Source organism: Salinivibrio kushneri (genome assembly GCF_027286325.1).
GTDB classification, from domain to species: Bacteria; Pseudomonadota; Gammaproteobacteria; order Enterobacterales; family Vibrionaceae; genus Salinivibrio; species Salinivibrio kushneri_A.
The window spans coordinates 101,986-114,126 of sequence record NZ_CP114589.1; the positions used below are offsets into that span (position 1 = coordinate 101,986).

Consider the following 12,141-nt stretch of genomic DNA (forward strand, 5'->3'; position numbering starts at 1 on the left):
ACGTAAGGTGGCTCGGTTTGGTTCAGTGGTTGGGGTTGGTGTAACTCGTTCCCACGCTCCTGCGTGGGAACGGACCGATTCCAGCGGATTCTTAATTATATCACTATGTTTCTACCAACCGGCTTCGAAAGTGTTGGTGCGCCGACTCAGAAATATCACAACCCAGATATTTTCTATCTAGATTTACTGCCGCAACTAATGAAGAACCAGAACCAAAGAAAGGGTCAACTACTAATTCATCTTTTTGAGAGCTCTGAGATATGAGCGTTTCAAGAAGTTCAACTGGCTTTTCTGTCGGATACCCACGATATACACGTTTATACTCTAAAATATCAGGGACACTTAAATTGTTTAGTTTCCTTTTCCCTTTTTCAAAAAAAAGGATGTATTCGTGTCTAGCTCTATAGTGATAGCCCATACCGATACACACTTTATCCCACACTATGGGTTTCCAGAACTTAAAGCCAACCTTCTCTGCTATTGGCTTGATAATAAACATTGTTTCTTGATCACAAAACAAATAGAAGTGAGAGTTTTTCTTTAACACTCGATAGACTTCCGATAATAAGCTCTCGAAACGTTCATTAGGGAAAATATCGAACCATTGATTGCTAGAGCCCTGACTAACTTTCAATCTGGTTGTAGTGCCAATTTTCCTATGTTTTTCTAATGACTCGTATGGTGGGTCAGTCACTAAAAGATCAACGCTCGCGTCCGCGAGCGTTGAAAGCCAGTTTACGGCGTCATCTTTAAATACTTGCATAAACCTTCAGACCAAACTGCTACAAAGGCGTCCATTTTGATGTACAGTAGAGGCTACACCTTTATTTAGGCGACGACAATCAATACAATAACTTTGATGACCTGTAGGGTTCTGTGCTGTTTTTCGTGCGGGTGTTTTACCAAAATTTGACGGATACGGGTGGAAAACATGCTCTCCACCATTGGCATCTGAACAATGTGGGCATGATTTATATTTACGTCCTGTAGCCGCATCTTTCTTATAAATCATGCCACTATTTAGTGCTTTACTACAACAACTACAATTCATGGGATCCTCCGAAAGTTATTTCATAGTCACAATGCCATAAGTTGCATAGGAGTAATGAGATATAATTCTTATTTCTTGAATGTAGCGAATGATATAAGTTACCGTCTGAAGGCTCTACCACACTTAGCTATGATGTTTACTATCGGAGGAAATCATGTCTAATAGATTCTTTTGTCACCTTGATCTCGCCGAGTACCGCATTTCTCTCCACACGTATGATATCTTTTTACCTTTCTCATAGACTGACCTCATCAGATCGTCGATGCGTGTCCAGTAAAACGGATCAAGTCCACAGTCCCTCTTGAGGCGTTTGTTATGTTCAATTTATTAACTCAAATGAGGAGCCTGTGTAAAATAGTTTTAAGTACTGTACTGTCCTAACATTTTTCAGCGATTCACTAACTACTTTAAATTTCATACACTTCTTCACTTTAAGGAGACAGGGTTCAATATGTAGTACAAAATCCATTCTTTCACTTGGTTCTAACTCAGTGACATGTGAAAACTTTGAGATGTACGGACTTCCTTTTCGATGACAAAATGGTTTTATTGTAAATAAGCCTTGCACAAGCTTAATATCAACGTATTTTGCATGATTAGCACTAACATTTTTAATACTAACCACCGCTACACCATAATCTCCCCAAGACAAAACATTTCTATTCTCTTTATCAAAATCATCAATATCTTTTGATTTGGTATATACAATGGAAATCTGCGTATTAGACTCAATATCTTTTGTGTTCCCTGCCACTGACCAAATAAACCAACATCGGTCAGACAGTGTTCGTTGTTTACTAAATAGAACGTATGCAGAAATAAAGGCCAGAAAACCTCCTGAATACCCTCCAAGGTAACTTAACCACCCATCTTCTGTGCCATCCATAAATCCTGGCACATAAGCAATATAATATTTGAATAATATAGGGGACAGGAATGGAATTGCCAGCCCTATGACAATAAGAAATAACACTCTCACTATATTGAACTCCTTGAACATAACGCCCCAATCAATTGCGCATTGCAAGCAACCGAAGCGTTGAAAAACTCTAAACCACAATCGTGTGGTTTAATTGCGTCAATTGAATTGGCTTGTTATACCTAATTACCCTGAAACCGTAATTCTTACTGCAACACCTATTACTGATATTACAATCGCAACTATCGATAATGTGAGTGATAACTTATAGCGAAACTCTTGTTTTTTCATCGACAAAATATTTAACAAATGATCATAGCATTTAAACCATTTTTTCGAGTAGTCATTGTCAGTATCATAAGGCTGTTTGTTGCCATCGCCTTTGTCTGTATATGGGAAGTATTCATATAATTGCTTCAACATAACTTTCAGCTCTTTCGCAGATAATTCTGACGTTTCTGGCTCAAAAACCTTGCACTGAAAATTATATACATCTTTCAATTTAGCCATGAATTCCCCTTTTCCGAATGTGTTAACAGTAGGTATAACATTGTATTAGTGCGCACGCACGATTTCCCAAAACCGTTATACGCACTCTTTTCTACCTAATAGACTGTTATTATTTGAATTTCTCACCTCTAGTGGATACTGCTCTTCCGTGAAAGTGTGCATGCCGCCTATCCCTTCTCGGGCGTTCACATTATCCCCAAGCGTTGAACTGTAACCACATGAATAATCTATTATTTTTATCACCCATTCCGAGATAGTGTGAACCTGTCACGGATAAACGTGCATGCTTTTGCCTGTATCTAGCCGATAAGCTGGTTAAGCATCCAGTGTTTAGCCACACGCTACCGCCGATCAGTTGTCGGCACCTAACACGCCATTTATTGGCTACTTTTCGAGTTAGTGTATCAAGCGCTGTTTTGCTTTTCGTGCGCTATTGTCCAAAGTGTTAGCCAAGCCATGTTTTGTGAAATGGGTACAAAAAAGCGGCCTAGGTGGCCGCTTGGGGTCTCGACGTGGTTTGTGCCTACCGCGCAAAGCGGGTGGCGTGGAAGGCGAGGTGTTCATCAATAAAAGTACTGATGAAAAAGTAGCTGTGGTCGTAGCCGGGTTGCATACGCAAGGTGAGCGGTGAGTTGTGTTTCTCGGCCGCTTTTTTCAGGGCTTGCGGGTTAAGCTGCTCGGCCAAAAAGCCGTCTTTGTCGCCTTGGTCCACCAGCATCGGCATGGCGGTGGGGCCTTGGGCGAGTAACACAGTGGCGTCGTAGGCTTGCCACGTTTGTTCGTCATCGCCTAAATAGGCGCTAAAGGCCTGTTTGCCCCACGGGCATTCGGTGGGATGACAAATCGGGCTGAACGCCGAAATGCTGCTGTAGCGCGATGGGTTACGCAAACCAATCACTAACGCGCCGTGGCCGCCCATGCTGTGTCCGGCAATTGCGCGCTGGTTGTTGACCGCAAAGTGCGATTCAATCAGCTCCGGCAGTTCGTCAGTGACATAGTCGTACATCTGGTAGTGCGACTGCCACGGTGCTTGGGTGGCATTAACATAAAACCCCGCCCCTTGGCCGAGATCGTACTGATTGGCGTCTGCCACGCCCTCACCGCGTGGGCTGGTGTCCGGTGCCACAATCGCTATGCCCAAGGTGGCGGCTTGTTTAAACGCGCCGGCCTTTTGCATAAAGTTTTCGTCGGTGCAGGTCAGGCCCGAGAGCCAATAAAGCACCGGCACAGGTTGTTCTTTCGCTTTCTCTGGCAGAAAGATCGCAAAGGTCATTTTGCCGTTGGTGGTGCTTGAGTCATGCTGCCAACGTTGGTGCCAACCGCCTGCGACTTTGTTTTCGCTTATTTTTTCTAGTTGCATGGTTATTTTACCGCCGCGTTGCCACGGCGGCCGTCCTGTTATTGGTCCATATGGATCACGCTGCGAATGCTTTTGCCTTCGTGCATCAGGTCAAAGGCACGGTTCACTTCGTCAAGGCCCATGGTGTAGCTAATGAATTCTTGCAGGCCAAACTCACCATCGAGGTAGCGCTCGACAATGCCGGGTAGCTCTGAGCGGCCTTTAACGCCACCAAATGCCGAGCCTTTCCAGACGCGCCCTGTCACCAGCTGGAACGGACGGGTCGAAATCTCTTGGCCTGCGCCAGCAACACCAATGATCACTGACTCGCCCCAGCCTTTGTGGCAGCACTCGAGCGCTTGGCGCATCACATCCACATTGCCGATACATTCGAACGAGTAATCAACCCCGCCGTCGGTCATCTCCACAATCACTTGCTGGATAGGTTTGTCGTGGTCTTGAGGGTTAATCACATCGGTGGCACCCAATTGCTTGGCAAGGGTGAATTTGCTCTCATTAATATCAATGCCGATGATGCGGCTTGCGCCGGCCATGCGCGCGCCGATGATGGCTGACAGGCCAATGCCACCCAAACCGAAAATCGCCACTGTGTCGCCTTTTTCTACTTTGGCGGTGTTCATCACTGCGCCCATGCCAGTGGTCACGCCACAGCCGAGCAAGCAAACTTCTTCGAGCGGCGCGGCTTTGCTCACTTTCGCCAGTGAGATCTCGGGCAATACCGTGTATTCCGAGAAGGTCGAGCAGCCCATGTAGTGGAAAATGGTCTCCCCGTTGATAGAAAAACGCGAGGTGCCGTCTGGCATCAGGCCTTTGCCTTGGGTTTCACGTACCGCGCCACATAGGTTGGTTTTGCCAGATTGGCAGAATTTACACTCACCACATTCCGCGGTGTAAAGCGGGATCACATGGTCGCCCACTTCTACGCTGGTGACGCCCTCGCCAACCATTTCAACAATCCCGCCGCCTTCGTGGCCGAGAATCGAGGGGAAGACGCCTTCAGGATCGTCGCCCGATAAGGTGAACGCATCGGTATGGCACACACCAGTGGCAACGATTCTGACCAACACCTCACCCGGCTTAGGCAGTTCAACGTCGACCTCTTCCATTTTTAGTGGTTGGCCTGGCCCCCATGCGACGGCGGCTTTGGATTTGATATGTGTTTGTCCTGGCTGGATGGTTAGTGCCATTGGAGGTTCCCTTCTGTTCTTGTTAATTGCGTACCTGACTATGCTAACCAAGTTAGATTTAGTTATAATCCCGCAAATTTGAAAATTATTATTTCACTCACGTAATAATGTATATGGGTGAATAATGACAGGATAGACAGCAATGGCGCCCCATTGGGAAGGACTTAACGAATTTTTATCGGTCGCCGAGCATGGCAGCTTCACCCAAGCGGCCAATAAACTCGATACCACAGTGGTGTCAGTCAGTCGCCGGGTGGCTGCACTCGAGGCCTATTTAGGGGTGAAGTTGTTTCATCGTACGACGCGGAAGGTGTCGTTGACCGATGAGGGTGAGCTCTATTATCAACGTTGCCGTCCGCTGATCGCGGCGTTGGTGGATGCCGAACAAACCATTACCCAGGCTCAGTCGTTACCCGCGGGGCAAATTCGTGTCACCGCACCGGTAAACTTTGGTGAGCAATATATCGCCCCCCTGCTCGCGCCATTTATGGTGGCTTATCCGCAAGTGGCGGTGGATTTGCATCTAACCAATCGGCGAGTGGATATGACCGATACCGGCACCGATGTCGCGATCCGCATTGGCCACTTGCCCGACTCAAGCCTGAAAGCTAAGCGGCTGGGCTCACGACAGTTAACCATCTGCGCCAGCCCAGGCTATTTGGCTTTAAATGGCCGCCCCGACTCACCCAGTGCGCTCAGTCATCACAGCTGCTTAGTAGGATCGAACGAGCATTGGCACTACCAAAGCGGCGGCAAAGTGCGCACGTTAACGGTATCAGGTCGATTGCGCTGCAATTCAGGCGTCGCGCTGCTCAATGCCGCCAAGCACGGATTAGGATTGGCTCAATTGCCGCATTATTACGTACAATCCGCGTTGGCAAGCGGCGAGTTGGAAGAAGTGTTAACCGATTATCGGGTAGACGATGAGGGCATTTGGGCGCTGTATCCAAGCGGCCGTCAATTGCAACCCAAGATAGCCGCCTGGCTGGCATATCTTGCCGAGCACTTACCCGCCCAGCAGCTACGAACAGGTGTTTAGTAACCTCTACTTTTTTAATGATTAAGCAAAAAAATCGCCAGCACAAGGCTGGCGATATAGGTGACTGGGGTACACGCTGAATTAGTCGCGCGCTGCCCGCAATGTGTTACCAGTGGGTTTAATTGCCGAGATTTTAAATGCCCCGACATGGTGGTCCAAGGTACGCGCTAAACCGGCCAAGTCTTGGCTGCTCGCCTCAAGGCTGTGGCTATCATCTAGGCCTGCTTGCGCCGCTTGGTTAACCGTATCCATGTTGACGTTGATTTCATTGGCCACGCTCGATTGCTCTTCCGTCGCCGTTGCCACATGGGTGTTCATGTCCAAGATGGTGCTGACTTGCGTGGCAATGCTTTCCAGTGCGGTCAGTGCTTGCTCAGTAGCACGATTGCCCTCGGTGGTCAGCGCTTTGCTGGTATCCATGGCATCAACCGCATTTTTCGCCTCTTGCTGAAGCTGATCGATGGTGGATTGAATCTCTTCGGTCGATTGCGAGGTTTTGGTCGCCAGGCTGCGCACTTCGTCAGCCACCACCGCAAAGCCACGTCCCGCTTCGCCCGCGCGCGCTGCCTCAATGGCTGCGTTTAGGGCAAGCAAGTTCGTTTGCTCGGAGATCCCCCGGATCACATCCAGAATCGACACAATGGATTGGGTGCGCTCGGCCAACGAGGTGATCACCGTCGACATATTGTCCATCTCGGTATCGAGCTGGTTAATCGTCGCGGTTGCTTCGGCCAAGGTTTGCTTACCGGCTTCGGTTTCACTGTTGGCTGACGAAGCTGAATCTGCCGCATTCGAAGCGCTTTGTGAGATCTCATTAATGGTAGCAATCATCTCATTCATTGAGGTGACCACCAGCAACGCTTGTTCACTTTGCGACTCGCCACGTTTTAGTGAGTGCGCCGCTTTATCACGCAGCGATTCAGCCGAACGTCCCAGCTCTTCACCGGTTTCCACCACATTGGCAATGATTTGGTCGATTTTTTCCACAAAGGTATTAAACGCCACCGAAATCCGGGTAATTTCGTTGTTGCCGGTCACCGGCAAGCGCACCGTTAAGTCACCGTCGCCTTTGGAGATATCGGTCAGCGCATGCTCGAGGCCTTTTAGTGGCGCGAATAAACGGCCCAACAGCCACACCAACACCAGGGTACAACCGACAAAAATCAAACCAATCGCGGTGAGCTGAGCAATGGCGATACCGTTAGCAGCGGCATCGACCTCAGTAATCGGGATGCCAACATCAAATGCACCCCACAGGCGGCCATCGACATAAACCGGCATCATGATGTCGTATACCCATACATCTTGCACATCGGCATACCAGCGAGAATGCTGCGGCTGGCCTTGGCCAGCACCGGCGACGGTATAGTTATCGCTATACACCTTGCCAAGCTTTTGGGTGTCGCTGTGGGCAATGGCTTTGATGTTTTTATCAATCATCACCGCATAGCTGATGTCGTCGCGACCTTTAAGATCCGACACCATGTCTTGTAAATCGGCGGTAGGAGTAGAAGAGTTTTCTAAAATGTATTCAGCACGATCGGCCAGGAGCTCAGCCTGTGCTTGCGAACGCTTGAGAATAATGTTGTCAATCTCGTCATGCGAGATAAAGGTGGTTGCGGTGATACTGGCAATCGCCGCAACGGCAAACATGGCGCATACCACGATCAGGATGAGTTTTTTCACTTCGCTGACTTCCTATCTGTGCATCATAACTGCCAAGGAGCATAGCGACAGGTCGGAGGAGAAACAAGCGATACCTCGCAAAAGTCAAATTAGGATGGGACTTTTACCGCAAAAATAATCATTATCAATTGACTATAGCGAGGAATAACTATGTTGGTTCAAACGCTTACGCAGCACCAAACCGGGTTGCGGAAAAGCAGTTAAGCAGCTTGTGCACCATAAAACACAACATCAAGGTGAGCACAATCGCCACCAGGTTACTACTCACTCTGTATAAGGCATCATACATAAAGTCTTGGTTAGGGCTTAAGTATTGCCCGAATAAGATCCCAAGTGTGGCCATGGCGCCAAACCCTACGCCTGAGCCACCGGCCTCTTTCAAGTGCGCCTTGGCAAACAGCATGGTGCCAATCCATAGCAGTGGGATCACCAAAATCAGCACGTTGAACCAATCATATAATATCACTTGGCAGCCAATGCCGTAGGCGACGCCGAGTACTGTGCCTATTGCCCGTTTTCGTGCATAGCTGAGCGAGCCATTCCAGTGCATCGGGAACAGTAGCAACACAGTGGTGGCTTGCGCTGAAATCGAATCGCGCAAGTCAAATAACTGGAAGATGAAAAACGAGACCGTCGCCAAGGTCGCGCCCATCAACGCTTCGTGGCGCATCCGGTGCGATTGTTTTCCCCCTGCCGGTGCAGCAGGCGGCTGACGCGGCGTGACATCGGGAATTAACCAAGTGACTAGATACGCCACCGCGACCGATAACACATTCGCGCCCAAGTTACCGAAGATTAAAGTGTTGATCGGCAAATCGGGATAGCTGGCAAAGTGCAGCATAATGCTCAGGCTTAACACACTGTTGGCGCCAAAAAGAAAGAAGCGCCCTTTGGACATACAGGCAAATTTGTAGGTGAAGAGCAAGAATACCAGCGGTGTCATTAATCCAGGATGTGCTCCAAACAATCCCCCGAGCAGTCCGACTTCTATCCCACTGATCACCGCCGAGGCGAGCAATTGCCGTGCAGCGCGACCGTTAATCACGGGCACAAGGCCAAGCAACAACATCGGCGTGACGGTAAAAAACACCCCGAAGCTAAAACCGAAAAACTTACACACCGCAAAACCGAGCGTGGCACCGGTGGCAATGCGCGCGCACTGGCGCACATCGTTATCACTTAAGGGGTGATGCCATAACCTCATCGTCAGCTCCCCTTAGTAGATGTAGTGCAGCATACTCAAAAAGCCGACTTGCGCGCTGGCCAGCCACTGCGTCACCGTGCTGCCAGGCATTAACTGTACCGTGGCGCGAGCCCCGGTTGGCAAGGCGTGATCAGGCCATTCGTCGAGCTGAATGTGCAGGCGCATTCGCTGCGCATCACGCACCCAACGGTTGGAATTAGACGGTGACGCCAGTTGGCCATTGGCGTCGATTTGTCCGGCACTGACCCCGGCATCGACACTGCTCACGTGTCCCGCGTAAAGTTTGCCCGGCTCGCTATCAAAAGTGACATTCACTGGCGTGCCGGTGTGCACATCGCGTACGCTTTTTTCGCGAAAGTCGGCAATCACATCGGCGCGTTCAGACACCAAGGCCATCAGCGGTTTGCCCGCACTGGCATAAGCTCCCACATCCAACTGCAAGTTAGTCACCACCCCATCATGGCTGGCTCTAACGGTGGTGTAGGATTGGTTAAGCTGGGCGCTTTTTAATTTGCTCAGCGCCACTTGTTCAGCAATATTGCTCGCGCCATCGCCACCGCGTTGGATCTGGAGGGCACTGACGCGCGCTTTCGCCGCTTCCCATTTGGCCCGAGCGGTATTAGCGGCGCTGATCGCATCATCACGCTGCTGCTGGGAGACACCATTTTTGGCAAACAAGGCTTTTAAGCGTTTTGCTTCACGCGCTTTTTGTGCCAAGACCGATGCCAATGCTGAGACATCTTGCCGCGCGGCCATCAGTGAGGCATCCAACTGGGCGTTAGTTTGTCTCGCCTGGGCAAGGGCGAGTTTGGCTTGGTTGACCGCAATGCGATAAGGCGCACTTTCAATTTTAAACAGTACATCGCCCTTTTGAACGCGCTGGTTATTTTCTACCGCCAGCGCACTGACCGGCCCACTGACTTGCGGGGCCACTTTGGTCACGGTGCGCGTGACCATCGCGTGGGGCGTTAGTGGCATCAGGTTATCGGCCGCCAAAAAGTAGCCAAAAATCAAAACAAAACTGAGGGCGGCCACTTTTACCCAGCGTGCAAATTTTTCATCCGGTGTCATTCGTACTTCTTACCTCTATTACCTATTGTTCTGTGCCGCAGTCGTCTTCGGTGGTGGCGGTATAGTCCATTGCATTTTGATTAATGGTGACCAACACCCGCTCAAGGGCGTCAAAATCTTCAGCCGCGATACCAGAGAGCAAATGCTTGCGCACCCGCAATACCCGCGCTTCGATGCGTGACATTAAGTCACTGCCACTGTCGGTGACATGCACGGTTCGGGTGCGCTTGTCTTCGGGCGAGCAGCGCCGTGTGATCAGCCCCTGCGCTTCCAAATGCTTCAACGTGCGCATTAGCGAGCTCAGTTCAATTTCCAGTGCCAGAGCCAATTCACTTTGGCTGATGCCATCCCCCAATCGGCGCAACATCCAAAGTGCACTCCAGCGCGGATAGCTCAGCCCCAGAGGCTCAAGCTCTGAATTCGCCACACGGCGCCATAACCGCGCCGTGCGTCCTAAGTGCTCAGCAATAGACATGTGTTCGGGATTGGGCGATGTCATCGAGTTTTCCTTCCATCGTGAAAATACTTAGCAGGCTAAGTAATACCAGACAGGCACTATAAAATAGTTAGCAGGCTAAGTAAATATAAAGGTGATATGCATCACAAAAAAGTGACAGACTGCCTGAGGGAAACGTGCTCGCTGCTCCCCGCCATCTCTGGTAATCTATCGTGCGTCATCTTTTTGTTTGTAAAGGAATTACCATGCAAGATCTGTGGGATCGCCACCTCCGTTATCGCAGCCATCATGTTGATGTACCGCTGGATCATAGTGACGCTGATAGCCCCTCAATCTCGATTTTCGCCCGCGAAGTGGTGGATACGCGTAAAAATGAACAAGACTTACCCTGGCTGGTGTATTTCCAAGGTGGTCCTGGCATGGAGTCACCTCGCCCTAATGGTGCGAGCGGTTGGCTAAAACGGGCACTAAACGATTACCGCGTATTGCTGCTCGACCAGCGCGGCACGGGCTTAAGCTCTCCGGTGAATCACCAAACGCTTGCCCATCTCACGCCCGCGGAGCAAGCTGACTATTTGAGCCATTTTCGTGCTGATAGTATCGTGAAAGACGCTGAGTGTTTGCGTGAGGCGTTGGGCATCAAGCAATGGGCAATCCTCGGGCAAAGCTTTGGTGGGTTCTGTGCGCTCACCTATTTATCTTTCTTCCCACAATCGCTATCGCGCGCGTTTGTCACCGGCGGCATCCCACCGATTGAAGGACATGCCGATGCGGTGTATCAAAAAACCTATCAGCGGGTGGAAGATAAAAACCAGCGGTTTTTCGCCCAATTCCCGGACGCACAAGCCCGCTGCCACGAGATTGCCCAGTATTTGCAAAACAATGCGGTGACGCTACCAAACGGTCAGCCATTTACGGTGGAGCAGTTCCAAACCATTGGCCTAAATCTCGGCCGCGGTCATGCCGGGCTGCCGCTTTATTATTTGCTGGAACGCGCCTTTATTGAGGTGAATGGCGAGCGTGTGCTGAGCTATCCATTCCTTGATGCGATGCAGACAGAACAAGGGTATTTAACCAATCCTTTCTACGCTATTTTGCATGAATCGATTTACTGCCAGCAGCAGGCCTCGCAGTGGTCAGCCCATCGGGTACGCGATCAGTTCCCGCAGTTCCACTATCAGCCCGATCAGCCGTTTCGGTTTACCGGAGAAATGGTCTATCCGTGGATGTTTGATCAACTCGCCACGCTCAAACCACTCAGAGAGGCCGCCATGCTACTGGCGGAAAAAGCCGATTGGCCAGCGCTTTATGATCTCGAGGTGCTAAAGCACAACACGGTGCCGCTCGCCTGTGCCACCTATGTGGATGATATGTTTGTCGAGTTCGATTATTCCCGTCAAACCTTGACGAAGATTGCTAACAGCCAAGCGTGGATGACTAACGAGTACGAGCACAACGGCATTGGCGTCGATGGCGAACGTATTTTAGATCGCTTAATCGATATCGGCGATAACCTCGCCGCCCTTAATGGTTAATGACGCTCCGCTTACCTAATGACGATGGCCATGCCTTTGCTGCTTTGGCATGGCCGCATCACGGTTACCAATCTGATGTAGCGTCTGCGAACATTTTCACTGCAACAAACTGTGATCTAATT

General features: G+C 49.9%; 11 protein-coding genes. 2 read left to right on the forward strand and 9 right to left on the reverse strand.

What is annotated here, in order from left to right:
• Window positions 1-103: 103 nt before the first annotated feature.
• From N8M53_RS13365 to N8M53_RS13385, 5 genes are all read right to left on the reverse strand, one after another.
• Window positions 104-763, reverse strand: coding sequence for a DNA-methyltransferase (locus N8M53_RS13365; protein WP_269580361.1), 660 nt, complete (start codon window positions 761-763; stop codon window positions 104-106).
• Between the two features lie 607 nt (window positions 764-1,370).
• The gene (locus N8M53_RS13370; RefSeq protein ID WP_269580362.1) at window positions 1,371-2,030 is read right to left on the reverse strand and encodes a hypothetical protein; all 660 of its coding nucleotides are present in this window, start codon (window positions 2,028-2,030) and stop codon (window positions 1,371-1,373) included.
• Between the two features lie 126 nt (window positions 2,031-2,156).
• On the reverse strand, window positions 2,157-2,480 hold the full coding sequence (locus N8M53_RS13375; RefSeq protein ID WP_077639691.1) for a hypothetical protein: 324 nt from the start codon (window positions 2,478-2,480) through the stop codon (window positions 2,157-2,159).
• 523 nt (window positions 2,481-3,003) lie between these two features.
• Window positions 3,004-3,840, reverse strand: a complete 837-nt coding sequence (gene fghA / locus N8M53_RS13380) for an S-formylglutathione hydrolase (protein WP_269580363.1) — start codon at window positions 3,838-3,840, stop codon at window positions 3,004-3,006.
• A gap of 38 nt (window positions 3,841-3,878) precedes the next feature.
• Window positions 3,879-5,027, reverse strand: coding sequence for an S-(hydroxymethyl)glutathione dehydrogenase/class III alcohol dehydrogenase (locus tag N8M53_RS13385; RefSeq protein ID WP_269580364.1), 1,149 nt, complete (start codon window positions 5,025-5,027; stop codon window positions 3,879-3,881).
• A gap of 142 nt (window positions 5,028-5,169) precedes the next feature.
• On the opposite strand from N8M53_RS13385, the gene N8M53_RS13390 reads away from it, so the two are divergent.
• Window positions 5,170-6,066 (forward strand): LysR family transcriptional regulator, encoded by an 897-nt coding sequence (locus N8M53_RS13390; protein WP_269580365.1) that lies wholly within the window; start codon window positions 5,170-5,172, stop codon window positions 6,064-6,066.
• Between the two features lie 81 nt (window positions 6,067-6,147).
• Here N8M53_RS13390 and N8M53_RS13395 read toward each other — a convergent pair whose 3' ends face one another.
• From N8M53_RS13395 to N8M53_RS13410, 4 genes are all read right to left on the reverse strand, one after another.
• A complete protein-coding gene (locus N8M53_RS13395; protein ID WP_269580366.1) occupies window positions 6,148-7,752 on the reverse strand; it encodes a methyl-accepting chemotaxis protein in 1,605 nt (534 codons plus the stop codon).
• Window positions 7,753-7,918: 166 nt separating this feature from the next.
• Window positions 7,919-8,956 carry a DUF2955 domain-containing protein gene (locus N8M53_RS13400; RefSeq protein WP_069362292.1) on the reverse strand — a complete coding sequence of 346 codons (1,038 nt, stop codon included), beginning with the start codon at window positions 8,954-8,956 and terminating at the stop codon, window positions 7,919-7,921.
• A gap of 12 nt (window positions 8,957-8,968) precedes the next feature.
• Window positions 8,969-10,027: an HlyD family secretion protein gene (locus N8M53_RS13405; RefSeq protein WP_269580367.1), complete on the reverse strand. Its 1,059-nt coding sequence runs from the start codon at window positions 10,025-10,027 to the stop codon at window positions 8,969-8,971.
• A gap of 22 nt (window positions 10,028-10,049) precedes the next feature.
• Window positions 10,050-10,526 (reverse strand): MarR family winged helix-turn-helix transcriptional regulator, encoded by a 477-nt coding sequence (locus N8M53_RS13410; protein ID WP_269580368.1) that lies wholly within the window; start codon window positions 10,524-10,526, stop codon window positions 10,050-10,052.
• Window positions 10,527-10,729: 203 nt separating this feature from the next.
• Between N8M53_RS13410 and N8M53_RS13415 the strand changes: the two genes are divergently transcribed.
• Complete coding sequence (locus tag N8M53_RS13415) at window positions 10,730-12,019, forward strand: alpha/beta fold hydrolase (protein WP_269580369.1); 1,290 nt, start codon at window positions 10,730-10,732, stop codon at window positions 12,017-12,019.
• Window positions 12,020-12,141 lie beyond the last annotated feature (122 nt).